The organism is Marinobacter santoriniensis NKSG1 (assembly GCF_000347775.1).
GTDB lineage: Bacteria > Pseudomonadota > Gammaproteobacteria > Pseudomonadales > Oleiphilaceae > Marinobacter > Marinobacter santoriniensis.
This window is the reverse complement of sequence record NZ_APAT01000022.1, coordinates 271,630-293,792: the sequence shown is the minus strand read 5'-3', so window position 1 is coordinate 293,792 and position 22,163 is coordinate 271,630. Positions and strand designations below refer to the sequence as shown.

The window sequence follows — 22,163 nt, the reverse complement described above, 5'->3', positions numbered from 1 at the left end:
TCCGCATGACTGAGCAGCGTCCGGGCATCCTGCCCGTCCAGGCCAGAAATCGCCACGCCCGCACTGAATTCAAACTCGAACGTTTTCCGACCAATCTGGATCGGTCGCTGACACGATTCAATAACGGTTGAAATCCGCGCTTCAAGATCGATTGGCGTCCGCGCTCTTTCTTCGACCAGGAGTCCGAAAACATCACCTCCCAGCCGCGCGACACGGCCATGATCAGCGCTGAAACCGGCAACACGACGAGCAATCTCCTGCAGCACCCGATCGCCCGTCTCGTGGCCTGCAAGGCCGTTCAGGGTCTGGAAATCATTCAGTCCGAGCACCAGTACGGCCTCCTTACCTCTGCTATGTTCTGAACTGCCGAAATGACTATTCAATTGCTCTTCGAACAGGCTTCGGTTGGCAAGGCCGGTGAGCTGGTCATAGAGGGTGCGGATTTCCAGCTCCTTCTCGGTTTTGCGCAGGGTACGGGTTCTTGCTTCGAGCAGTTGGTCAAGCTCTTGGTTTAACCGTTTGAGGCGTGCAAGATAAGCCGCATTCTGTTTCAGCAGGCTGTTAAAAACACGCTCCACTTGTCCAAATTCATCACTGCGCCCGGCAGGTGTGAGGTATTCCAGAGGATGTTCGGCGTCCTCGCCGGCGCGGGAAATGCGATCCCGGAGTCTCAGTAACGGAGACAGCATCATCCGGTCGATCACGAACATGGTCACAGCGGTCACAAAAACGGCGATCAGCAGCGACAGGCCCAGTATCCGGAACACAAAGGCCACGAGCTTCGACGGAACATTACTGACATCTATCCGGGCAAGGACCTCATAACCGGAGAAACGCACGTCAGAGCGCCAGGCCAGATCAATCGTTCCCTTCGATGTTCTGGGCGCGGCCCGAAGCAGGCCGTCGGCGGGGTAGGACGTGTCAATGGCCTCTCCAACCCGGTATTCGGTTCCATTTCGGCGCAGTGACACACCCGTCAACGGACTGCTGGTCAGCAGCGATTCCAGGGCTGATTCTGGCACATCCTGACCCTGGGCAGCTTTGATCAGCGTGACGATGGCCTGGCTCACTATATCCACGCGACTTTGAAGGAGACCTTCCTCGTAATTTCGATAGGACGGAATCAGGATGGCGACTTCGATTACGAGAATCGCCGCAAAAGCCGCGAACGTGAGATTTCGGCACAGCCGGCACCCAGCGAGCTGTATCGCCCACGCTCTTGGAGATCGCCTTGTCAACGGTTGATCGGTTTTATCCGAGGCGTCGTTGATTATATCGATCTCGGGGTCCACCACCCATTTCATACGCCCCTCGTCGTTGGCCTGTTCTTTTCAATGAGACACCGCAAAAGCGAAGTCATTACACGAGGCGAAGCGAACGCACACGAGGGCATCGCGGAAATACGACGCCGGACAGTCCGGCAGGGCGCCGGCGGATGGGTCACGACCAGAGAGCTCATAAAAAAAAGGTGGAGACAAGCTCCACCGCAAGGGTCTGCGACCCAACCAACACCACAACAACGCTCTGAAAGCAGCGCCCTTTAACCGCAGCGCGCTCGTAATATTTCACAGACACCCGATGAGGCGAAGTGTTACAACGTCCAGGACATTTTTACGGCGTAACCCCTCACAATGCGCACGAACCGTGTCAGAAGGGCCGGATTGCGGGGCTTTGTCATGCACTTTCCGGACGGAACTATTCCTCGAAGATCAACCCCTCCGGCCTTGCGCCCAACTCCTCAAGGGCAGCCATAATGCCCTTGTTGAAAGGGCCGGGGCCGCAGACGTAGAACACCTGATCAAAATCCCCGACGTGGGATTTCAGGAACGTCTTGTCGATCACGCCGTCCAGAAAGATCGCGTCATCCGACGGTTTTTCCTCGGTGATGACGCTGACAAACCGGTCGCCCAGGATGGCCCTGAACTCTTCCTTCAAAATCACATCCCGCTCGGTCTTGTTGGAAAAGATCAGGCGGTTGTTGCCGATCTCGCCCTTGCGGTGCAGGTCCCGGAGAATGGCGATAAAGGGCGTCACCCCCGCGCCGCCGGCGAGAAAGGTGCCTTCGCCCTTGTACGTGATGGTGCCCCAGGGGTCGCCAATGATCAGCCGGTCGCCCGCGCTGAGTGTCCCGATCTGATCGGTCACGCCACCGTGGTCCGGGTAGATCTTGATGACGAATTCCAGATAGGGGTCGGTGTCCAGGGACGTGAACGTAAAGGGCCGCCCTTCGTCCCGCCAGCCCTCGCGATCAACGGCTACCTCCGTGGCCTGGCCGGGGATAAACGTATACTCCTCCGGCTTTTCCAACCGAATCTGCCGGACGTCGTGAGTGACTTCCCGAATGTCCTGAATGTTCAGCGTGTAGCTCATGGCTCACCTCACGGTTGGTGTATGAGTAGACATGCACGTCCAGGTACATCTCCTTATAGTCATCGGTACGATCGTCTCCGATTTCAAGATTGGTGGCGCGGATTCGCCTGGGCCTCCTTCTGCAGATAAGCCACAATGTCATCGGACTCGTAGAGCCAATGATCCTCGCCATTTCGTTCAATTCTCAGGCAGGGCACCGTCGGTTTACCCCCTCCTCGAACCAGTTCGTCCCGCGCGCCGGAACTCGTCAGAAGATTCTTTTTATCAATGTCCAGGTCATGCTTTACCAGCGCCCACTGGACTTTGGCGCAAAATGGGCAGGTAGGGGTGTAATACAACGTTAAGCCCTGCTGGTGAACCGACCCTGAATCTTCGGAGTTTGTGGTGTCAGTGGAATCGCCGAACAGACGTTTGAAAACGTGAAGCATTCTTTAAACGCTCCTCGAATAAAAGATGACCAAACTGATTTTGGATCCATCGACGGCAGACGCATCTGTCGAGTGCGGGGCAGGTTGATTACGCCGTCAATGATTACATTGGCCACACCAATCTTTTTCGGCCCGAGCTGCCTCGCCAGGGATTGGATCAAGCCGAGCTGCACTTGAGCGCTATGCGCGACTGGAGTACCCATGTTCAGTGCCCGACTGGCCGTTAAGCATCCGGTAACTCACGCCCAGCGCCAGGCCCCAGATCAGATGTAACACAAGGGTCGCCACAGACGCCATCACGCCGATACCAAGCCCGAACAGGCCCTGACCTGCGATGGGCATGACCACAACCATCATCAGCAACCAGGCCAGAACACTGAAGCTCAACGCCTTGGGCAGGGCCGACGCACCCGGAAGTTTTGCGTAGAGAAGCGCAAACAAAACACCCCAGATCAAGCTGCCGATGACAAAATGCAGCACCCACCCGACAGCCGGGGAAGCGGGCATGCCGGCCATGCCATGCGCCATCTGGGTTAGCATGGCGATGGCATTCATCTGCGGCATGACGCCCATCATGGATTTCAACACCATAATGATGGAAAGAATTACGGTGGCAATGAAGCCAGCGCCAATTGCCTTTATGTATGAACCCATTGCAAAACCTCCTGGTCTGCTCTTTGTGTCATTCTGAACGTCGCCGGTCGAAGACCTCCGGGTTACCTCGCCGGCCACTCACGGCGCCCTCGCCTAACAGACACATCAATGCGGACACTGTTACACCACTGATTCCGGTTCGAACCTTTTTTGAGCAATCGCTCATTAATAGGGTAAGCTCATTAATTTCCCCGGAGGCCTGATGATGAGTCAGAAAAAACCCGTGCTTGTGTTTGATGTCATCGAGACCATTTTCTCGCTGGAGGCCTTGTCCGGAGCCTTCAAGGTGGAAGGGTTGCCTTCTCACACCAAAGACGTGTTCTTCGGGCAGCTGCTGAGGGATGCGTTCGCCACCTCCACCACCGGGACCTATGTTCCGTTCGTTGAGATGGCGCGGGGCACACTTGAGGTCCTGCTAACCAACCTCGGCGTGCCGTCCCCGGAGGCCGTGGCGGGACGGATTCTGCCGGTTTTCGGCCAACTTGAGGCACACCCCGATGTCCACGAGGCGCTGGCCCTCGCCCGATCCCGGGGCATGGGCGTGCTGTTTTTCACCAACGGCTCGACAGCCAATACCCAGGCGCTGGTGGAACGAAACGGCCTGACCGATCACGTCGATCATATTTTCTCGATTGAGTCGTGCCGGCAGTGGAAACCGAAGGAAAGCGCCTACCGGGCGGCCGTAGAGCGTGTGGGCAGCGAGCCGGGCCACTGCGCCATGATCGCCGCCCACGCCTGGGATACGGCCGGCGCGATGAACGCCGGTATGTTGGCCGGCTGGGTGCGCCGTCAGGACCGACGGTTTCATCCAGCCATGACCAAACCAACCTGCACCTCCGACAGCCTCGTTGAGCTGGTGGACAGCCTGTCGGATCGGCTGAGTAGTATAAATGGCACTGGCCCTAAAACTTCCTCCGGGCCTGCCGACTAGCGCTTCGCTCAGTCTCTCTTAAACACACTGCCACTGAAATTGGACGGCCGGTTCAGCGACCAGTCGTAATCGATATAATCCAGACTGGACGTCTTTGCCACTTCAGCGGCCGTGTCGTTATCGGCCCAATGGCGGATAAAGCCCCGAACCGAGCCTGCCGCATCCACAAAATCCTGCTCGTACCACTTGAACAGTTCAGTCACGTAGAGCGTGTCGCCCTGAATCTTGAGGTGATAAGGGGTGCTGAATGCCCGGCGGGTGTTCTCCTTGAGCATCTCCTCGAGGTTGTCGGCGGTGTAGATCTGCTGCCTTAGCGGGGGGCAGCCCACAGAGGCGCAGTTGACGGCAAAGTGCACGCGGGCATCTTTCCAGCCCCGGTCGGCATAAGACTTGCCCAGCAGACGGCCCTTTTCAATGTCGTTGAGGGACATCTGTTCACTGCCGACAACGAACGTTTCCCGTTCGAACACACTGTCGACAAAGGGATTCACTCGCCCGCCATAGTCCCAGACCGACGACACCAGCTTGCCGTCTGGCCGGTCGGTCAGGATCTCTGAGAGCATGAAGAAATTGTACGCGTTGATCCAGAATGCAACGGTCTGCTCGCGCCCGTCCAGTGAGTCTGGGTCAAAATCCCGAAGCACCGCGGTTTGCTGGGCGATGGTCTGTGCAACCTGCTCGTCAGCCAGCGCCGCCGTGTAATCAAACGCCGACACCAGGCCGTCGCCTGGCAGGGTCTGTTCGACCAGGTAATCGTTCAGCAGCTGCTGGTATCCCTCGTACAGGTTGTCATTCACTCCTGCCAGCGCCCAGGCCGGCATCATGACAACAACCAGGGTCAAAATCGGAAGACTCCGCATGCTTACTCCTCAATCTGTGCATCCAATCCGGTTCGGACATCCGGACGGTACAGACACTCGGGCCGCGCTGTTGTTACAGGGCCTGACCAATTTTGCACGCTACGTGTAACACAACAAGTGCTGCCGGGTCTGTAGGTCTGAATAAGACTCACCGGGAACATTTGCCATGAAAAAGCGGAATCTGTCCACGGATTCGTTGATTGGCGTGGGGTTACGCATCCCCCACCACAGCCAGCTGCTCAGCCAGCACCCTCCGATTGGCTGGCTGGAAGTACACAGCGAAAACTATTTCGCCGACGCACGCCTGAGAAACGAATTGACCGAATTCGCGCAGCATTACCCCATCAGCCTGCATGGCGTCGGTCTTTCTCTGGGCTCCACCGACCCGCTGGACCGGGGTCATCTCAAGCGGCTGGCGTCACTGATTGATGCGATTAATCCCATACTGGTGTCCGAGCATCTGAGCTGGAGCAGCATCGACGGAGCCTTTCTCAACGATTTACTCCCGCTGCCCTACACGCCGGAGACCTTTCGGCACTTTGCGGACCGTGTCGATGCGGTCCAGCAAGTCATCGGCCGGCAACTGCTGATCGAGAACCCCTCAAGCTACCTCCAGTTCACCGCCAGCACGATGGATGAGTGGACCTTTTTCGGCACGCTCCCCGAGGCGACCGGGTGCGGCTTACTGCTGGATCTGAACAACCTGTACGTGGTGAGCCAGAACCAGGGTTTCGAGCCCGCGCTCTATCTGCGCGACATTCCGTTCGATGCGGTACAGGAAATTCACTTGGCCGGGCACGATCGCCAGCCCTGCCAAGGCGGCGGTACATTACTGGTCGATACCCACAGCGGCCCGGTATCCGATCCGGTCTGGGCACTGTACCGATCGGTTTTGAGCCATCACGGCCCGCGACGAACCCTGATTGAGTGGGACACCCGGCTGCCCGACACCCCCGAACCACTGCTGCGGGAAGCCGAGCGTGCCCGCACGATACTGGCCGAGGTGAGCCCGGGGAGGCATCCATGAATCTGAGAGCGTTCCAGCGCCACATGGCGCAAACCCTGCGAGGGCTGGATTCGACGGTCGGGCTGGCGCCGCTGTGCGACGGACCTGACGTGCAGGATCGTATTGAGATTTATCGATATCACATCTCCTCGACGCTGGCCGATGCCATTAACACGACCTACCCCATGACCCGCCGCTATATTGGTGACCCGCCGTTCGAACACTTTGTTCAACGGTTTGTCCGGGCTTACCCTCCAGAAACCGGCTGTCTGACGGACTATGGCGAAGCGGTATCGGCCGCACTGGCGGCGGAGCCCGAAATGCCAGTCGGGGCGGCGGACCTCGCAGCCTTTGAATGGGGTCTGGAACGGACGGGCCTTGCACGGTCGGCCACCCCATTTCCGTTCGGGGCGTTTGCCGCGCAGGCACTGAACCACCTCGAGGAGATTACCTTTGTATTAGCCCCGGGCGTCCGACTATTCCAGGCGGACTGGCCGGTTGTTGAGGCGTACGACCGCCTTCAGGAAGGGCGCCCGGTGGTGCCTGCCGCCGCTCAGCCGCATGCCATCTGGCTGCTACACCGGCATGCCCGTGGCGTGAGCGTATCGGAGGCGTCGGAGGCGCTCGTGGACATCGTGGCGTGCTGCACTAACGGGCAGCCTCTCGCCTCCTTGGGCGACAGCCTGGCCGACGAGCACGTCGATGCCCTATTCGATCTGGTCAACCGGGGCGTGATCGAATCGTTTGCCACCGATACGCCACCAGCCGGTCCAGGGACAGAGCCCCACCACCCCAAATGAGGTTGATCAGGAGCATCAGACCCCAGAGCTGGTGATCGTAAAACCCACCTTCCCAGAGTGTGGGATAGGAGATAACCGCCATGGCGTTGTACACGAACATGAACAACGCCGTCGGCCGGGACATCAGCCCCAACGCCAGGATCACCGGAGCCACCAGTTCAACGACGGTACCAACGTAGGCGGCCGTCACGGGCGGCAGCACCGGCACCTGATATTCGTATTCAAACAGGTACAGCGTGCTGGACCAACTGTCGATCTTCACCAGCCCGGCCCGAAAAAACACGTCGGCCACCCATAGCCGGGTGGCCAACAGCAGCAGGGGTATCGCGTACGTCGTCAGACGCTGCCCCCAGCGATCAATCGCAACCATCCACGCCATCATAATACGGACTCCTCCAGAAAAACGTCGCCCGCCTGAATGAGGGCGACCAAAGTAAGGCCAGGATCACTCACACCCCTGGCCTTACGCCCGGTAACGTCTCAGCCTTTGCTGCCGGGTGTCGTGCTGCCTCCGGCCAGCTTCTGACAAACCCCCTCGGGGACAGCCACGAACGCGTTCGGATCGTTATCGACTTTGCTGGTACCGGCGCAGGAACTGACCTTGGTGGCGCAGTCGTTCTTGCCGGCTTTGGCAACGCCGTAGCACTTCTCCATCCCGCCGTCCGCATACGCCGGCGCCGAGAGACCTACCGCCCCCATGGCAACCAATCCGGAAAACGCGCTGGCCAGCATGACTCGTCTTTTCATGATGACTTCTCCTTTCAATTCACTGTGTGGGATTCCTGAAACGGACAGCAGAACTGCACCGTCCTTTCTGAAGACACTGTGGTCCCGGGGTTGTTACAGCGGCAGAAGGTCTTCTTTAAATGGCGGCACGAAAGACTTTCAGATATGGCCATCCAGGTGCAGCCATTGGGACAATCGGGAGTGGGGACGTCGACGGAGGTAGAGTGGCAGGGTACTCATGACTATCAGGATGGTTACTGCGGCAACCACCGTAAGTACAGGGCTGAGTTCGAAACTCTGGCCCAGTCCGGCAAACACAAACGTCATTGGCAGCATGCCCACAGCGGTCGCCAGCGCATAACGCCAGCCCCTTATAGCCGTGACGCCCGCTGCATAACTGATCAGAGCGAAGGAGAACAGAGGAATCAGCCGGGTTAAAAGCACAGCAACAAATAAAAAGCGCTGGGAGCCCCGGGCTGAAAATACCGGGTTGTGGGCCAGCTTGCGCTGCACGGCCTCGCGTCCAAGAATGCGGGCCAGGTAAAAGGCAATAAGGGCCCCGGCGAGGGCGCCGACTACGGCAATAGCAGTACCGGTGAACATCCCATAGACCAGGCCGGCGGCGGCACTGATAGGCAGCGTGGGAATCGGCCCGACGACAACAGCAAGGATCATCATCAACATCAGGAGCAGAGGCCCAAGCATACCTTGACGTATCAGCCACTCTGACAGGGCGGTCGGTGCAAGGCTGGCTGGCATGCCCAGCTGTCGAAGGAGCAACCAGATAGCGACCATCAGTAACGCGACGATCGCCAGGAAGAAAAGACGGAAAAGCCACTGTGAACGGGTCATCAGGGTATTTTACCCGTCACCTGGGTATGGGGAAGGTACAGGCTTGCAGGCAGGCCATCTGGAATGAACCACATGGCCTGTATCTGCATTTTACCGATTCTTACTCCAGGCAAACTTCTTGAACGGCTCATCAACCGGTGTTTCGGCGATATGGTTGATATAGTTACTTATGGTTTTTTGTGACAGTGTCATGATGACTTCCAAAACCTGCCGATGCTCATAGCCCGCCTTGAAGAATGCATCCAGATCCTCCTGGCTCACGTTGCCCCGTTTGCGCATCACCGCCAGGGTAAAGTCGCGCAGCGCTTCAAGCTTTTCGTTTGGCAGTGGTGTTTCGTTGCGCAACGGCTCAATAATGTCGTCGGACACCTTCATCGCCTTGGCGATACCGGTATGTGCCGGCACACAGTAATGACAGGCATTCTCGACATTGATGGTCTGCCAGACCACAGTCTTCTCTTCATTATCGAAACTACTGTCCAGAACCAGCTGGTGCAGCTTCTGATAGGCCTCCAGTACCTGAGGCGATTCGGCCATCACCGCATGCAGACTCGGAATCATGCCAAAATTCTTCTGCGAATTCTCCAGAAAAGGCTTCGCGCCTTCCGGAGCAGAGTCAATATCGTGCAACCTGAAATCGGCCATAATCACTCTCCATTCATGAATGTTTGCTCAACAACGAAACCCTATCTGTTTTTGAATGGTCATTCAAGTTATAATTGAACAAATATTCAAGACAAGATGGATGGTGAAACGATGCCCAGACGCCCAGCCTATGATCGGGAGTCCGCCCTTTCTCGCGCCATCAGCCTGTTTTGGGAAAAGGGCTACCATGGCAGTTCAATGAAGCAGATCGAAGAGGCCCTGGATATGCGGCCTGGCAGTATCTACGCAACCTTTGGCAGCAAAGATGGCCTATACCTGGAGGCACTGACTCGCTACGCCGCAGCCGGCGGATCGGAACTGGCAGAACATATGGCCGATTACGATTCCATCGTCGACGGCCTCCAGGACTATCTTCGCAATATCGCCGTAAGCTGCACCCAAAAGGGCGTCGCCCCTTCTCGTGCCTGTCTCATCGTCAAAACCCTGCTTGAGTCCAGCAACATTCACGCGGGATTATCGGAACAGGCGCAGGCAATTCTCAAAGCAATCGAACAGTCCTTCGAAGAGTTGCTTGAGCAAGCGAAGGAACGGGGGGAACTGAAGGAGCGCACCAAGCCCGACCGCCTAGCCCGACTCCTGCAGAGCCAGATCATGGGGCTGCGCTCAATCGCAGAACGAAATCTTCCTGACGAGGAGCTCGTAGGCCTGGGCGAGGATATGGCGCAAATTCTGGATGCCTATCGCGCCTGAGCAGTATCCCGTTTCGCTATTTCGCTGACCTACTGCGTAGGTTGATCAGATCACCGGACACTAGGGTGCAACCGTGAACTGGACGAGGTCGTTTAAAGCACTGGCCAGCTTCTCCGCCACCGGACAGTCCGGAACGCTGTGCCGTTTTGCCAGCCAGATGGGATTGTTGTAGCCGAGCCATACCTGACCGGCATCGTCTTCCCACGCCAGGGCCTTCAAGGGCAGGTCGATCCCGACCGTCTGGGCACACTGCATGAACGGGGTTCCTCCCTTGGGATTGCCAAAGATCAGCAACTGCGTCGGACGCAGCGATTGATCAATGCTGCGTGCACCGGCGGCATGATCGATCCTGGCGAAGACTTTAAGCCCCCGATCCTTCACAAGGGCCTCCAACCGGTCCATGGTTACAGACACCGTATGCGGGCTCTTTACGGAAACCAGCCCATCTGAGGCACTGGCAGAAAGGCCAATCACCATGAGCAGCACTGTCAGAAAAATTCGCACGATCATGGAGAGCTCCTCGAGTTTTCGTAATGTCCTGAATTCAGACTAGTTGATCCATTCCCGAGATTCCACCGCGTAACCCGATACATCAGCCAGTCAACTGATTCACCTGCTCCACAAAGCGGGAGGGCAAAACATCAACGGCGGGCCGATCCTCACCACAGACATCCGGATGTGGCCCGGCAGGCTCGGCGGCCAGCACGCTCGGGCACTCCGACCAGTGCAGTAACTCCAGCCGGCCGTCCTCCCGCTCAGTGAGGGCGGTGCAATGCTCCACCCAATCGCCATCGTTACAGTAGAGCGCGTCGTCGCTGCGCAGAAAGCCCGCCGAATGGATGTGGCCGCAAATGAAGCCGTCGTAGTGGCCCCGCTCGGCCACGGTCAGGGCCGCCAGTTCGAAGCGCCGGATAAAGGTACGGGCGCGTCCGATCCGGCTTTTCACCCAGGCCGCCAGGGACCAGTAGGGCTTGCCCTGTAACCGACGCAGGGCGTTGAACCACCGGTTAACCCGCAGCAACAGGCCATGGGCCCGATCGCCCACGAGCAGCATCAGCGGACTGCAGCGGACCACCTGGTCAAACTGGTCACCGTGACATACCAGGAACTGGCGACCGTCGGCGGTGGTGTGCACCGCTTTTTCCCGTATCTCGATGCCGGACAGGGTCTGGCCGCAGAAACGGCGGAAGAATTCGTCATGGTTGCCGGGAATGTACACCACCCGGGTACCCGAGGCCGCCAGATCCACCAGCCGATGGATGACCTTGCGGTGGGTTTCGGGGAAATGGGCGCGACGCTGCATGGCGATCAGGTCGACAATGTCGCCCACCAGATACAGGGTGTCGCACCGGACCTTGTGGAGGAAATCCAGCAGGTAGTCGGCCTGGCAATCGGCCGTTCCCAGATGGACATCGGAAATGAATACGCTCCGGTAGTTACGCATGTCGCCTCCCGCCACTCAACCAATCCGGACAAAGCCACCATGGCAAAGACGGGTGACCGGGAGGTGACAGGCGGGCGACAGTTTGATGACCGGTTCAGGCTTCCTGGGGTTCGGCCAGGCGTTTGACGGCAAGCCGGGAGACCGCCGACAACTCGATGCCATCGGACTCAGCGTAATCGATGATCTGCTGTTTCATGCTCCGGGCCCAGAATTTCCGGATGTGGGTGGCGACGACATCCGCGGCCTTGTCCTCATCGCCATGATGGAGGTTATTGATACTGATCTGGTTGATCATCTTGATCAGGTTCTGGAGTTGCTGGTCACTCATCAATGCTCTCCTCGACAGGAAACTCGTCGCCGCGGTTGTAGCGCACGTGCCGACCCGGGCGGGCAAAGCCGATCAGGGTCATCCCCGCCTTGTCGGCTTCCCGGATCGCCAGGGCGGTGGCTGCGGATACCGCCACCAGTGTCCGCACGCCGACACTGGCACTCTTGTGCACCATTTCGAAGCTGGCGCGGCTGGACACCAGGACAAAACCGTTGTCGAACGCCGTGGGGCCGTGGTCCCGGATACGCGCCCCGATCAGCTTATCCAGGGCGTTGTGCCGCCCTACATCTTCCCGGGCCTGGTGTATCCGGCCCTCGTTGTCGCACCAGGCGGCACCATGGGTGGCACCGGTCTGCTCCTGCAGGGGCTGATAACAACGCAGATTTTTCAAAGCCCGCTGGACAGCCGCGTCGTCCGGAGCCGGTCCCGCGGGCACCCTCCCGATGGGACGGATCGCGTGCGCCAGGGATTCGGTACCGCAAAGACCGCAACCGGTGCGACCGGTCATGTTGCGTCGCTGTTCCCGCAGTCGTGCGAAACAGTCACCGGCAATGTGCATCTCAACGGAAATACCATCCTCACGGGCGTACATGTCCAGGCCGAACAGCTGGTCCGGCCGGTCCAGAATGCCCTCGGTCAGGCTGAAACCCAGGGCGAAATCTTCCAGGTCACAGGGCGAGGCCATCATCACCGCGTGGGAAATACCGTTGTAGACCATCGCCACGGGCACTTCCTCGGCCACCCGGTCCAGGCCCGACGCCGGCCGGATACCACCGTACACGTTTACCGGAACCTCACAGCTCGCCGGCGGACGATGATCCGGGCCGGAGGCCAGGGTCACCGTTGCGGCAGCCGCCGGACTACTTGATGGCCGTGGCATCGGATGTCTCCGTTCCGGCCTCTGCCGGCGTCAGCAGTTCCTGCTGACGTTGGTCGAACTGTTGGAAGTGGCGCTGCCACTCCGACGGCTGGGTCACTTTCTCCACCTGTACCGCCGTCACCTTGTATTCCGGGCAGTTGGTGGCCCAGTCGGAGCTGTCGGTGGTAATCACGTTGGCACCGCTGCCGGGATGGTGGAAGGTGGTGTAGACCACGCCCGGCAGCATCCGGTCACTGACTTTCGCCCGCAGTACGGTCCGGCCCACCCGGCTGGAAATCCCCAGCCAGTCGCCGTCGTGGATACCGCGAAGCTCGGCATCGCTGGGGTGGATCTCCAGTACGTCCTCTTCGTGCCAGCGGCTGTTCTCCGTCCGGCGGGTCTGGGCGCCAACGTTGTACTGGCTCAGGATGCGGCCGGTGGTCAGCAGCAGCGGGAACTTCCGGTTGGTCTTCTCCTCACTGGCCACGTACTCGGTGACGGCAAACTTGCCCCGGCCAATGGGGAAATCGAGCACATGCATGGTCGGGGTACCGTCCGGGTGCTCCTCGTTGCAGGGCCACTGGATGCTGCCCAAACGGTCGAGCTTGTCGTAGCTCACGCCGGTGAAGGTGGGCGTGAGACGGGCAATCTCGTCCATGATCTCCGATGGATGCTGGTAGTGCATCGGGTAGCCCAGTGCATTGGACAGTGCCATGGTGACTTCCCAGTCCTCCATGCCGGCCACCGGCGCCATGACCTTGCGAACCCGGTTGATGCGGCGTTCGGCGTTGGTGAAGGTGCCGTTCTTCTCGAGGAAAGTGGAGCCCGGCAACAGCACATGGGCGTATTTGGCGGTCTCGTTCAGGAAGATATCCTGCACGATCAGGCAGTCCAGCGACGTCAGCGCCGCTTCCACATGCTGGGTGTTGGGGTCCGATTGGGCAATGTCCTCACCCTGCACATACATGGCCTTGAAGGTACCGGCAATGGCCGCGTCGAACATATTGGGAATCCGCAGCCCCGGCTCGGGGTCGATGGACACGCCCCAGTCACCCTCGAAGCGCTCGCGCACATTCGGATCGCCAACGTGCTGGTATCCCGGCAGTTCGTGGGGGAAAGAGCCCATGTCGCAGGAGCCTTGGACGTTGTTCTGGCCCCGCAGCGGATTGACGCCCACGCCCTCGCGACCCAGGTTGCCGGTCGCCATGGCGAGGTTGGCGATACCCATTACCATGGTCGAGCCCTGGCTGTGCTCGGTGACTCCCAGGCCGTAATAGATGGCACCGTTGCGCGCTTCACCATAGATCCGTGCGGCCTTGCGTACCAGTTCTGCCGGCACACCGGTGACTGCTTCCATGGCCTCCGGCGAGTTGCGCTCCTCGACGATGAAGTCGCGCCATGCCCGGTACTGGTCCGGCTCGCAACGGCTCTCGATAAACGCCTTGTCCTCCAGCCCCTCGGTCACGATGACGTGCGCCAGGGCATTCACCATGGCGACGTTGGTGCCGGGCCGAAGCGGCAGGTGGATGCCTTCGCTGCCGTGGGGTGTTTTCAGCAGGTCGATCCGACGTGGATCGATGACGATCAGCTTCGCCCCCTGGCGCAGACGCCGACGCATCTGGGAACCGAACACCGGGTGAGCGTCCGTGGGGTTGGCGCCGATCACCACGATGGTGTCCGCCTTCATCACCGAGTCAAAGGTCTGGGTCCCGGCCGATTCGCCAATGGTGGTTTTCAGGCCGAAACCGGTGGGGGAATGGCAGACCCGGGCACAGGTATCGGTGTTGTTGTTGCCGAACGCGGCCCGGATGAGTTTCTGCACCAGATAGGTTTCCTCGTTGGTGCAGCGGGACGAGGTAATGCCGCCAATGCTCTCGCGGCCATACTTCGCCTGGGTGTCCTTGAGCCGCTTAGCGGCAAAACCGATGGCCTCGTCCCAGGACACGGTGCGCCAGGGTTCGTTGATGGAATCCCGGATCATCGGTTCGCGGATGCGATCCTTGTGGGTGGCGTACCCGAAGGCAAAGCGGCCCTTCACGCAGGAGTGGCCATGATTGGCGTCGCCCCCCTTGTAAGGCACCATGCGCACCAGTTGGTCGCCTTTCATTTCCGCCTTGAACGAGCAGCCCACGCCACAGTAGGCGCAGGTAGTCACCACGCTGTGCTCCGGCTGGCCGGCGTCGATCACGCTCTTTTCCATCAGTGTCGAGGTCGGGCAGGCCTGAACGCAGGCGCCGCAGGACACGCACTCGGAATCCATGAACGGCTCGCTCTGGCCAGCCGATACTTTCGATTCGAAGCCACGGCCCTCGATGGTCAGGGCAAAGGTCCCCTGAACTTCCTCGCAGGCACGGACGCACCGGGAACAGACGATGCACTTGCTCGGATCGAAGCTGAAATAGGGATTGGAGTCGTCCACTTCGGCATCCAGGTGATTCTCGCCCTCGAAGCCGTAACGGACTTCCCGCAGCCCAACAGCACCGGCGACGTCCTGCAGTTCGCAGTTGCCGTTGGCCGGGCAGGTCAGGCAGTCCAGCGGATGGTCGGAGATATAGAGCTCCATGATATTCCGCCGGAGCTTTGCCAGCTTGCCATTCTGGGTGGTGACCGCCATGCCCTCCGCCACGGGCGTGGTGCAGGAGGCCGGATACCCCCGCCGGCCCTCGATTTCCACGGCGCACATGCGGCAGGAACCGAAGGCCTCCAGGTTGTCCGAGGCACAGAGTTTGGGAATGGTGATGCCCGCCAATGCGGCCGCCCGCAGCACCGAGGTGCCCTCGGGTACGCTGATGTCGGTGCCGTCGATGGACACGCTGACCAGGGTTTCGGATGAGCTCGGCGGCGTCCCGTAATCGATGTCGGGATTCAGGCCGCTCTTGCCGGGGTCAAAATATTGCAACATATCGTGCCTCCACTCGATTCGGTCAGGCCGTCAGGTCGTCCGGGAAATGTTTCATCACGCTCTGGACCGGGAACGGCGTCATGCCGCCCATGGCGCAGAGCGAGCCATCGACCATGGTCTCGCACAGGTCTTCCAGCAGAACCAGGTTGGCGTCGGTGTTTTCACCGGCCCGGATGCGGTCGATCACCTCCACGCCACGCACGGAACCGATGCGGCAGGGGGTACACTTTCCGCAGGATTCGACGGTACAGAATTCCATGGCAAACCGGGCCTGTTCGCCCATGTCGACGGTGTCATCAAACGCCACCACGCCCCCGTGGCCGATGCCGGCGCCAAGGGCCGCGAAGGCCTCGTAATCCATCGGGGTATCCCACTGACTTTCTGGCATATAGGCCATCAATGGGCCACCCACCTGAACCGCTTTCATCGGGCGACCGCTAAAGGTGCCACCACCAAAATCCTCCAGGATGTCCCGCAGGGTCACGCCAAAGGCGAGTTCAATCAGTCCGCCGCGCCGGATATTGCCGGCCAGCTGGATGGGCAGGGTGCCCCGGGACTTGCCCATGCCGTAATCGGCATACGCCTGTCCGCCCCGGGACAGGATGAAGGGCACCGCGGCAAAGGACAGTACGTTGTTGACCACTGTCGGCTGCCCGAACAGTCCCTTGATCGCCGGCAACGGCGGCTTGGCACGCACCAGCCCCCGCTTGCCTTCCAGGCTTTCGAGCATCGATGTTTCCTCGCCACAGATATAGGCGCCCGCCGCCAGCCGGACTTCCAGATGGAAAGCGCGACCACTGCCCCGGACGTCCTCACCCAGATAGCCATCGGCTTCGGCCCGGCGGATGGCCTCGTCGAGTATCCGATGCGCCACCGGGTACTCGGAGCGCAGGTAGATAAATCCCCGGGTGGCCCCCACAGCCAGGCCGGCAATGGTCATGCCTTCGATCAGCATGAACGGATCGCATTCCATCACCAGCCGGTCGGCAAAGGTGCCGGAGTCGCCTTCGTCGGCGTTACAGACGATGTACTTCTGCTGCTGCCAGGGCTCATCGTGTACGGTCTGCCACTTGATCCCGGTGGGAAACGCAGCACCGCCACGGCCGCGCAGGCCAGAGGCCTTGACCTCCTCGACGATGCCCTGGGGTTCCAGATTCAACGCCTTCTCCAGTCCGTCAAACCCTGCATGGGACCGGTAATCGTCGATGGACAGCGGATCGGTCAGGCCGATGCGGGCGAACGTCAGCCGTTGCTGGCGTTTCAGGTAAGGGTGGTCCTCGATATTGCCCAGGTATTTTTCGTGCTCGGGCCGCGCTTCCAGCATCCCGGCCTCGACCAGGCCCGCCACATCCTCCGGCTCCACCGGACCGTAGGCGACCCGACCGGTTCCGGTGTCCACTTCCACCAGCGGTTCCAGCCAGAACAGGCCCCGGGAGCCGTTCCGGACAAGCGTGATATCGACACCGAGCTCCCTCGCATGGCGTTCAATCAGTGTGGCCACATCATCGGCGCCAAGGGAGAGCGCAGTGGTGTCGCAGGGCACGTAAATTCGGGTTGCCATGGTCATCTCTCCCGCGCTTATTTGAGTTCGAGTGTCGAGGTGGTCAGTTGTTCCGCCAGCCGGTCAAACTTCTCCGGCGTCACCCGCCCATGAATGCGATCGTTCACCCGGATGGACGGCGCACAGGCACAGTTACCCAGGCAATAGACCGGTTCCAGGGTGAACTCGCGATCGGAAGTAGTCTGGTGATAGTCCACCCCCAGGCGATTCCGGATGTGTGCCTCCAGGGCCCGGCTGCCCATGGACTGGCAGGCTTCTGCCCGACACACCTGCAGCACATGGCTGCCGGCCGGCTGGGTGCGGAAATGATGGTAGAAACTGATGACACCGTGGATGTCAGCCCGGGTCTGCTGCAGGCCTTCGGCAATGATCGGCACGGCACCTTCCGGAATGTGGCCGACCCGATCCTGGATGGCATGCAGAATGGGAAGCAGGGCACCGGGCTTGTGTTTGAGATCCGCCACAATCGCCTGGATCATGTCAGGGGTCCATTCCGCGGAACCGGGCAGGCTGTCCTGATTCGAGGCTGGGTTACTCTGCGCTGACATATGCATCACTATTCCTACCTGTTTTTGTTCTGCTACAGTGCTATAGCCAAGCTAGCACTCCCGCAACGCCCACGGAATATGAATCCGCATGCATAAAAAGAAGCTCACTCTGTCGCCCGCCTGGGTCTTTCAGACCGACGACGGCGACTGGTTCGAACCGGTGCTCTTCCGTCTGCTCGACAGCATCCGGGAAACCGGCAAACTGACCGACGCTGCACGGGCCGCAAACGTGTCCTACCGGCACGCCTGGAACCTGCTCAATCGCGGCACCGATGTGTTCGGCATGCCGCTGGTCCATATGCAGAAGGGCCATGGCACCCAGCTCACCCCGCTGGGGGAAAAGCTGCTCTGGGCCGAGCAGCGAGTGAAAGCCCGACTGGGCCCCCAGATCGACAGCATGGCCTCCGAGTTCAACGACCAGATCCAGCAGATCCTCGCCGGCACCCATCGCGTGCTGAGGCTTCATGCCAGCCATGGTTATGCCGTCGCCCTGCTCCCGGAGTTCTCCGACACCGTCGAAATCAATCTCCAGTACCGCAACCCCGAAGAGGCACTGTCGGCCCTCAATCGGGGGGACTGCGACATTGCCAGCTTCCACTTCCCCACCCAGCCGGCGCTGGCTGAGAGAGTGCTTGAGCACTACCGGCACCACCTGAGCCGCCATGAATTCCGGCTGATTCGCTTCGTCACCCGACGGGAAGGCCTGATGATGCGCAGCGGGCTGTCCCCCGAGGTCGCCAGCTTTGAGGACCTGGTTACCACCCAGGCCCGGTTCATCGGCCGTGACCGCTACTCCGGCACCCGTCTCCTGTTCAATCTCCTGCTGGAGCAGGCGGGCTTTTCCGAAGATGCCATCAATCGCATGCCACAGCAGGAACTGACCCATACGGCGGTCGCTGCGTTCGTGGCCTCGGGCATGGCCGACGTCGGCTTCGGTGTCGAGGCGGCTGCCCACCAGTTCAACCTGGATTTTGTCGAGGTTGTCTCCGAGCACTATCTGCTGCTGTGCCGGAAAGACCGCCTGGACGACCCCAATCTGCAACACCTGCTCGGGCTGATGCGCTCGACGGCCTTTGTCGATCGGATCCATCAGGTGCCCGGTTACGATCCGGACCACCCCGGCGAGGTCATCACTTTCGAGCAACTGATCGCCGAGGACGGTTGATGCCCCGCCCGGCCGATGCCGGCCGGGGCAAGTTCGCCGATCAGAACAACGCCGCCGCCTTGGCGATAGCGATGTAGAGTCCGATCAGGAACGGCACACCCACTGCCAGCCAGCAGACAACGCCCAGGGGGCCGAACCGGCCACGGGCCGCCGTCTCGGCGTTGGCCGAGATGTGGGTGTCGTGCTGCAATGCCCGCTCACGGGCCAGCTCCTCTTCATCCATGTGCAGGGATTTGTGCACCGGCTTGACCAGACTGTTGCAGATCAGGCCGACCAGCAGCAGGCCCGCCATGATGTAGAGCGTGCGGTCATACACCAGCGCCCGTTCGACGCCGGCATCCAGCTGGGCTTCACGCAAGAGGGTGATGATCACCGGTCCGACCAGGCCCGCGGCGGACCAGGCGGTCAGCAGACGGCCATGGATTGCGCCCACCATCTGGGTACCGAAAATGTCGGCCAGATAGGCCGGCACCGTGGCGAACCCGCCGCCGTACATGCTCAGAATGATGCAGATGGAGATTACGAACAGTCCCGGTGCACCCATGTGGCCCCAGGTCGGCAGCAGACAGTAGACGATGATCCCGAGCACGAAGAAGGTGTAGTAGGTGTTCTTGCGGCCGATCTTGTCCGACAGGGAGGCCCAGAACAGGCGCCCGACACTGTTGAACAGACTGATCAGCCCCACCAGACCGGCGGCCGCGGCTGCCACGGCCGCCTTCTGGGACGCCGTGAGCGCGGCTGAGGCATCCTCAAGCCCGACCAGGGCACCACCAAATACATCCTGTAGCATCGGGCTGGCCATGGAGATCACCGCAATACCGGCGGTCACATTCAGGAACAGCACACTCCAGATCAGCCAGAACTGTTTGGTGCGCCAGGCCTGTCTCAGGTGGACATGGCCCATGGTGATCATTTCGTTGGAGGTGTCCGCCTCCGTCGGCTGCCAGCCGCTGGGCTTCCAGCCATCGATTGAAATTGGGGCCTGCTATTGTGTTTTCGCGGTCCAGAAGGCCGGGCTTGCGCTGTGCGCCGCCCCCCTCGTAGACGCGATCGCCCGTTACTCCATCCATAAACGTACCTCATCTTGTTGTTGTAAGTGTTGCCGTTGTGGATAATCGCCGGACCAACCAAATATGATCACATGAACATATTTGAGATAAGTCAATTTTTGGCATCGACGTCTTGGGATTTGATTGTAGAGAGGGTATTCGGACAACTAGCGGAAAGTATTATGAAACATTATTCTTATTTTCTGATCGTATTTCGATCAGAAAGCCATAAGGCGCATCAACTCCTTGTCATATCTGGGGTGCGGCGGTGAAGGGGGCAGACTGAGGAACCGGAAACCCTCCAGACGAAAGTCTCCGGCTATAGGCGAAATAGCATTTCGCTATCATTAAACCATCACGATTCCCGAAGTTCCGGATTCAGCGTGTAGGTTCCGGTTACCCGGGCACTGTCCAGAACATGGCCTGCCATGGCTTCGCGCACGGCATTGCCATCAAACTCGCCATCCAGTCCGAGGCTTTCCACATCCAGTGCATGTACCTCGTAGTGGTAGTGATGGATAATTTCATCGTTCCAGGGCGGGCAGGGGCCGTCATAACCGGCATAGGTGCCGACCATGTCAGGGTTGCCGGCAAGGAACTGGGTGTAGTTGTTGACACCCCGGATGCCGATGGGGCCCGGTCCGAACGCTTTGCCTTTCGGGGTTACGCCGTCACTGTCCTCACCCTCGGGAATCCGGTGCACACTGGCCGGAATGTCCACCAGCAACCAGTGGAAAAAGTCGACCCGCGGCAAATCGGCGGACACGGTCTTGCCCTCCTGGTTTACGTCATCCGCGACACTGGGCACGTCCGGATCGAACATCATGACCACAAAACTCTTTGTGCCCTCGGGCGCGTCTTCCCAGGTAATTTCAGGATTCCGGTTGCGTCCGAAACTCATGTGGTCCTGTTCACTGAATACGCCGAATGCGAATTTCTCCGGAATCGGCTGGCCTTCCTCAATACCTCGAACCTGCAGTTTCACGATCGTGTCTCCTGTCGATGGTGGTTGATCGTTGGCTTCTGGCCGGCAGCAGCACACACTCGCCACCGGATCTGTGTTAAAACGGTTTTAACAGTGGTATCGGCCTCCTGTCCAGATCGGCAGCAAGCCGCCGATACCGTTTCCCGGCCCACAGGCCGACACGCACACCAGCACCGAGGTCACGATGAGCAGCAAGACACCGGGCAGCCCGCGCCCACCGGAAACCCAGCAGGATGAGGATGCCATTGCCCTGGCGCAGGGGATGTTCGATCTGGCCCGGAACGGCGGGTCCACAATGCTTCGCCCGCTCCTGCAGGCCGGCTTGCCGGTGGACATACGAACCAGCGACGGAGACAGCCTACTGATGCTGGCGTCTGAACACGGTCAGGCCGACACGGTAGAGCTTCTGCTGGAAATGGGGGCCGCCGTTGACCACCGTAACAATCGGGGACAGACGCCCCTCATGGTGGCCGCACGGGCCAACCGGGTCAGCATCATTGCCCGCCTGCTCAAGGCCGGCGCCGATGCCGATACCCGGGACAGGAACGGCCGGACCGCGCTGGAGTTGGCCAATCAGGAAGGCGCCCTGGAGGCAGCGGCAGCACTGCGGGGTTGAGTCAGGTCCATTTCTCGTGGGGCGGAACGTAATTCCGGAAGGCCTCGATCACCGCTTCCGGAGTGTCCGCCTGCACAATCATGTCAATGTACTCGCGATTGAGGAAGCCAGCCCGGGACATGGTGTCGGCCTGGGCGAGCAACGGGTCGTAGAAGCCGGCAAGGTTATAGATACCGCAGGGTTTGTGGTGAAATCCAAGCTGGCCCCAGGTCCAGGCTTCAAACAGCTCTTCCAGCGTACCGATCCCCCCCGGCAGGGCCAGGAAGCCATCGGCCAGCTCCGCCATCCGGGCCTTTCGCTGGTGCATGTCGCTCACCACGTGCAATTCGGTGAGCCGGTCATGGGCCAGTTCACGATCCCGCAAGGCTTCCGGTATGACGCCATAGACCCGGCCGCCGTGCTCCAGAACCGCATCCGCCACGACGCCCATCAGGCCGACATGCCCACCCCCGAACACCACGTCAATGCCGGCCTCGGCAAATTGCTTACCCAGCGCCCGGGTGCCATCCGCGTAAACCGGATCGTTCCCTATTCTGGAACCACAGTAGACGGCGATTTTCATGAAGTCTCCCCAACGGTTACAACGCCAATTCGGTTATTCCGGACTCTATCATGACCGGCCACTGATCGGCATCGGCGCCCTCCGTTGGCACAGGTCATCCGGGACTTCCGTCCAATTGTTCTTTTTCCCGGCACCGCGTTACTATGCTCCACACAGCGTTA

General features: G+C 60.0%; 25 protein-coding genes. 6 read left to right on the top strand and 19 right to left on the bottom strand.

The window, feature by feature from the left end:
* From MSNKSG1_RS15480 to MSNKSG1_RS15465, 4 genes are all read right to left on the bottom strand, one after another.
* Positions 1-1,304 (bottom strand): GGDEF domain-containing protein (locus tag MSNKSG1_RS15480; protein ID WP_008940234.1); only part of this gene is annotated, 1,304 nt, incomplete at its 3' end.
* A gap of 391 nt (positions 1,305-1,695) precedes the next feature.
* Positions 1,696-2,370 carry an FAD-binding oxidoreductase gene (locus MSNKSG1_RS15475; RefSeq protein ID WP_008940233.1) on the bottom strand — a complete coding sequence of 225 codons (675 nt, stop codon included), beginning with the start codon at positions 2,368-2,370 and terminating at the stop codon, positions 1,696-1,698.
* A gap of 83 nt (positions 2,371-2,453) precedes the next feature.
* Positions 2,454-2,798 carry a glutaredoxin family protein gene (locus tag MSNKSG1_RS15470; RefSeq protein ID WP_008940232.1) on the bottom strand — a complete coding sequence of 115 codons (345 nt, stop codon included), beginning with the start codon at positions 2,796-2,798 and terminating at the stop codon, positions 2,454-2,456.
* Between the two features lie 180 nt (positions 2,799-2,978).
* Positions 2,979-3,452, bottom strand: a complete 474-nt coding sequence (locus MSNKSG1_RS15465; RefSeq protein ID WP_008940231.1) for a DUF6789 family protein — start codon at positions 3,450-3,452, stop codon at positions 2,979-2,981.
* 202 nt (positions 3,453-3,654) lie between these two features.
* On the opposite strand from MSNKSG1_RS15465, the gene MSNKSG1_RS15460 reads away from it, so the two are divergent.
* Positions 3,655-4,383 (top strand): haloacid dehalogenase type II, encoded by a 729-nt coding sequence (locus MSNKSG1_RS15460; protein WP_227498041.1) that lies wholly within the window; start codon positions 3,655-3,657, stop codon positions 4,381-4,383.
* 8 nt (positions 4,384-4,391) lie between these two features.
* Here MSNKSG1_RS15460 and MSNKSG1_RS15455 read toward each other — a convergent pair whose 3' ends face one another.
* Positions 4,392-5,243: a DUF547 domain-containing protein gene (locus tag MSNKSG1_RS15455; RefSeq protein ID WP_008940229.1), complete on the bottom strand. Its 852-nt coding sequence runs from the start codon at positions 5,241-5,243 to the stop codon at positions 4,392-4,394.
* A 166-nt stretch (positions 5,244-5,409) separates the two neighbouring features.
* Between MSNKSG1_RS15455 and bufB the strand changes: the two genes are divergently transcribed.
* Positions 5,410-6,270, top strand: a complete 861-nt coding sequence (bufB, locus tag MSNKSG1_RS15450) for an MNIO family bufferin maturase (RefSeq protein ID WP_008940228.1) — start codon at positions 5,410-5,412, stop codon at positions 6,268-6,270.
* Positions 6,267-7,049 (top strand): HvfC/BufC N-terminal domain-containing protein, encoded by a 783-nt coding sequence (locus MSNKSG1_RS18755; protein WP_051067797.1) that lies wholly within the window; start codon positions 6,267-6,269, stop codon positions 7,047-7,049. Before bufB ends, MSNKSG1_RS18755 begins: the two co-directional genes overlap by 4 nt.
* Here the strand turns inward: MSNKSG1_RS18755 and MSNKSG1_RS15445 are convergent.
* From MSNKSG1_RS15445 to MSNKSG1_RS15430, 4 genes are all read right to left on the bottom strand, one after another.
* Positions 6,970-7,431, bottom strand: a complete 462-nt coding sequence (locus MSNKSG1_RS15445) for a DoxX family protein (RefSeq protein ID WP_008940226.1) — start codon at positions 7,429-7,431, stop codon at positions 6,970-6,972. The two genes, MSNKSG1_RS18755 and MSNKSG1_RS15445, sit on opposite strands and share 80 nt — an antisense overlap.
* 98 nt (positions 7,432-7,529) lie before the next feature.
* Positions 7,530-7,796, bottom strand: coding sequence for a BufA1 family periplasmic bufferin-type metallophore (locus tag MSNKSG1_RS15440; protein ID WP_008940225.1), 267 nt, complete (start codon positions 7,794-7,796; stop codon positions 7,530-7,532).
* 138 nt (positions 7,797-7,934) lie between these two features.
* A complete protein-coding gene (locus tag MSNKSG1_RS15435; RefSeq protein ID WP_008940224.1) occupies positions 7,935-8,627 on the bottom strand; it encodes a TVP38/TMEM64 family protein in 693 nt (230 codons plus the stop codon).
* Between the two features lie 90 nt (positions 8,628-8,717).
* Positions 8,718-9,272 carry a carboxymuconolactone decarboxylase family protein gene (locus tag MSNKSG1_RS15430; protein WP_008940223.1) on the bottom strand — a complete coding sequence of 185 codons (555 nt, stop codon included), beginning with the start codon at positions 9,270-9,272 and terminating at the stop codon, positions 8,718-8,720.
* A gap of 111 nt (positions 9,273-9,383) precedes the next feature.
* Between MSNKSG1_RS15430 and MSNKSG1_RS15425 the strand changes: the two genes are divergently transcribed.
* The gene (locus MSNKSG1_RS15425; RefSeq protein WP_040886971.1) at positions 9,384-9,983 is read left to right on the top strand and encodes a TetR/AcrR family transcriptional regulator; all 600 of its coding nucleotides are present in this window, start codon (positions 9,384-9,386) and stop codon (positions 9,981-9,983) included.
* 60 nt (positions 9,984-10,043) lie between these two features.
* On the opposite strand, the gene MSNKSG1_RS15420 is transcribed toward MSNKSG1_RS15425, so the two are convergent.
* The 7 genes from MSNKSG1_RS15420 to MSNKSG1_RS15390 all read right to left on the bottom strand — a co-directional run bounded on the left by MSNKSG1_RS15420 (position 10,044) and on the right by MSNKSG1_RS15390 (position 17,631).
* Complete coding sequence (locus tag MSNKSG1_RS15420; RefSeq protein WP_008940221.1) at positions 10,044-10,493, bottom strand: DUF302 domain-containing protein; 450 nt, start codon at positions 10,491-10,493, stop codon at positions 10,044-10,046.
* Between the two features lie 82 nt (positions 10,494-10,575).
* The gene (locus MSNKSG1_RS15415; RefSeq protein WP_008940220.1) at positions 10,576-11,427 is read right to left on the bottom strand and encodes a UDP-2,3-diacylglucosamine diphosphatase; all 852 of its coding nucleotides are present in this window, start codon (positions 11,425-11,427) and stop codon (positions 10,576-10,578) included.
* Positions 11,428-11,521: 94 nt separating this feature from the next.
* Positions 11,522-11,755 carry a formate dehydrogenase subunit delta gene (locus MSNKSG1_RS15410; RefSeq protein WP_008940219.1) on the bottom strand — a complete coding sequence of 78 codons (234 nt, stop codon included), beginning with the start codon at positions 11,753-11,755 and terminating at the stop codon, positions 11,522-11,524.
* Positions 11,748-12,635 carry a formate dehydrogenase accessory sulfurtransferase FdhD gene (fdhD, locus tag MSNKSG1_RS15405; protein ID WP_008940218.1) on the bottom strand — a complete coding sequence of 296 codons (888 nt, stop codon included), beginning with the start codon at positions 12,633-12,635 and terminating at the stop codon, positions 11,748-11,750. Before fdhD ends, MSNKSG1_RS15410 begins: the two co-directional genes overlap by 8 nt.
* Positions 12,616-15,516 carry a formate dehydrogenase subunit alpha gene (gene fdhF, locus MSNKSG1_RS15400; protein ID WP_008940217.1) on the bottom strand — a complete coding sequence of 967 codons (2,901 nt, stop codon included), beginning with the start codon at positions 15,514-15,516 and terminating at the stop codon, positions 12,616-12,618. The genes fdhD and fdhF overlap by 20 nt, the downstream gene beginning before the upstream one ends.
* A 22-nt stretch (positions 15,517-15,538) precedes the next feature.
* Positions 15,539-17,083 (bottom strand): formate dehydrogenase beta subunit, encoded by a 1,545-nt coding sequence (locus MSNKSG1_RS15395; protein ID WP_008940216.1) that lies wholly within the window; start codon positions 17,081-17,083, stop codon positions 15,539-15,541.
* 11 nt (positions 17,084-17,094) lie between these two features.
* The gene (locus MSNKSG1_RS15390) at positions 17,095-17,631 is read right to left on the bottom strand and encodes a formate dehydrogenase subunit gamma (protein WP_008940215.1); all 537 of its coding nucleotides are present in this window, start codon (positions 17,629-17,631) and stop codon (positions 17,095-17,097) included.
* An 82-nt stretch (positions 17,632-17,713) separates the two neighbouring features.
* Here MSNKSG1_RS15390 and MSNKSG1_RS15385 point away from each other — a divergent pair, with 82 nt between their 5' ends.
* Complete coding sequence (locus MSNKSG1_RS15385) at positions 17,714-18,790, top strand: substrate-binding domain-containing protein (RefSeq protein ID WP_008940214.1); 1,077 nt, start codon at positions 17,714-17,716, stop codon at positions 18,788-18,790.
* A gap of 40 nt (positions 18,791-18,830) precedes the next feature.
* Here MSNKSG1_RS15385 and MSNKSG1_RS15380 read toward each other — a convergent pair whose 3' ends face one another.
* Together MSNKSG1_RS15380 and MSNKSG1_RS15375 are read right to left on the bottom strand one after the other, a co-directional pair.
* Entirely contained in the window at positions 18,831-19,703 is an 873-nt protein-coding gene (locus MSNKSG1_RS15380; protein WP_008940213.1) for an MFS transporter, read from the bottom strand.
* A gap of 491 nt (positions 19,704-20,194) precedes the next feature.
* Positions 20,195-20,824, bottom strand: coding sequence for a YbhB/YbcL family Raf kinase inhibitor-like protein (locus MSNKSG1_RS15375; RefSeq protein WP_008940212.1), 630 nt, complete (start codon positions 20,822-20,824; stop codon positions 20,195-20,197).
* A gap of 184 nt (positions 20,825-21,008) precedes the next feature.
* On the opposite strand from MSNKSG1_RS15375, the gene MSNKSG1_RS15370 reads away from it, so the two are divergent.
* Positions 21,009-21,440 carry an ankyrin repeat domain-containing protein gene (locus tag MSNKSG1_RS15370; protein ID WP_008940211.1) on the top strand — a complete coding sequence of 144 codons (432 nt, stop codon included), beginning with the start codon at positions 21,009-21,011 and terminating at the stop codon, positions 21,438-21,440.
* 1 nt (position 21,441) lies between these two features.
* Here the strand turns inward: MSNKSG1_RS15370 and MSNKSG1_RS15365 are convergent, their stop codons facing one another.
* The gene (locus tag MSNKSG1_RS15365; protein ID WP_008940210.1) at positions 21,442-22,002 is read right to left on the bottom strand and encodes an LOG family protein; all 561 of its coding nucleotides are present in this window, start codon (positions 22,000-22,002) and stop codon (positions 21,442-21,444) included.
* Positions 22,003-22,163 lie beyond the last annotated feature (161 nt).

Coding starts and splice junctions, on each gene's coding strand:
- MSNKSG1_RS15445 (WP_008940226.1), bottom strand. CDS start 7,431: ATGATGGCGTGGATGGTTGCGATTGATCGCTGGGGGCAGCGTCTGACG.
- fdhF (WP_008940217.1), bottom strand. CDS start 15,516: ATGTTGCAATATTTTGACCCCGGCAAGAGCGGCCTGAATCCCGACATC.
- MSNKSG1_RS15455 (WP_008940229.1), bottom strand. CDS start 5,243: ATGCGGAGTCTTCCGATTTTGACCCTGGTTGTTGTCATGATGCCGGCC.
- MSNKSG1_RS15435 (WP_008940224.1), bottom strand. CDS start 8,627: ATGACCCGTTCACAGTGGCTTTTCCGTCTTTTCTTCCTGGCGATCGTC.
- MSNKSG1_RS15380 (WP_008940213.1), bottom strand. CDS start 19,703: ATGATCACCATGGGCCATGTCCACCTGAGACAGGCCTGGCGCACCAAA.
- MSNKSG1_RS15370 (WP_008940211.1), top strand. CDS start 21,009: ATGAGCAGCAAGACACCGGGCAGCCCGCGCCCACCGGAAACCCAGCAG.
- MSNKSG1_RS15365 (WP_008940210.1), bottom strand. CDS start 22,002: ATGAAAATCGCCGTCTACTGTGGTTCCAGAATAGGGAACGATCCGGTT.
- MSNKSG1_RS15425 (WP_040886971.1), top strand. CDS start 9,384: ATGCCCAGACGCCCAGCCTATGATCGGGAGTCCGCCCTTTCTCGCGCC.
- bufB (WP_008940228.1), top strand. CDS start 5,410: ATGAAAAAGCGGAATCTGTCCACGGATTCGTTGATTGGCGTGGGGTTA.
- fdhD (WP_008940218.1), bottom strand. CDS start 12,635: ATGCCACGGCCATCAAGTAGTCCGGCGGCTGCCGCAACGGTGACCCTG.
- MSNKSG1_RS15410 (WP_008940219.1), bottom strand. CDS start 11,755: ATGAGTGACCAGCAACTCCAGAACCTGATCAAGATGATCAACCAGATC.
- MSNKSG1_RS15470 (WP_008940232.1), bottom strand. CDS start 2,798: ATGCTTCACGTTTTCAAACGTCTGTTCGGCGATTCCACTGACACCACA.
- MSNKSG1_RS15390 (WP_008940215.1), bottom strand. CDS start 17,631: ATGCATATGTCAGCGCAGAGTAACCCAGCCTCGAATCAGGACAGCCTG.
- MSNKSG1_RS18755 (WP_051067797.1), top strand. CDS start 6,267: ATGAATCTGAGAGCGTTCCAGCGCCACATGGCGCAAACCCTGCGAGGG.
- MSNKSG1_RS15440 (WP_008940225.1), bottom strand. CDS start 7,796: ATGAAAAGACGAGTCATGCTGGCCAGCGCGTTTTCCGGATTGGTTGCC.
- MSNKSG1_RS15460 (WP_227498041.1), top strand. CDS start 3,655: ATGATGAGTCAGAAAAAACCCGTGCTTGTGTTTGATGTCATCGAGACC.
- MSNKSG1_RS15475 (WP_008940233.1), bottom strand. CDS start 2,370: ATGAGCTACACGCTGAACATTCAGGACATTCGGGAAGTCACTCACGAC.
- MSNKSG1_RS15395 (WP_008940216.1), bottom strand. CDS start 17,083: ATGACCATGGCAACCCGAATTTACGTGCCCTGCGACACCACTGCGCTC.
- MSNKSG1_RS15465 (WP_008940231.1), bottom strand. CDS start 3,452: ATGGGTTCATACATAAAGGCAATTGGCGCTGGCTTCATTGCCACCGTA.
- MSNKSG1_RS15420 (WP_008940221.1), bottom strand. CDS start 10,493: ATGATCGTGCGAATTTTTCTGACAGTGCTGCTCATGGTGATTGGCCTT.
- MSNKSG1_RS15415 (WP_008940220.1), bottom strand. CDS start 11,427: ATGCGTAACTACCGGAGCGTATTCATTTCCGATGTCCATCTGGGAACG.
- MSNKSG1_RS15385 (WP_008940214.1), top strand. CDS start 17,714: ATGCATAAAAAGAAGCTCACTCTGTCGCCCGCCTGGGTCTTTCAGACC.
- MSNKSG1_RS15430 (WP_008940223.1), bottom strand. CDS start 9,272: ATGGCCGATTTCAGGTTGCACGATATTGACTCTGCTCCGGAAGGCGCG.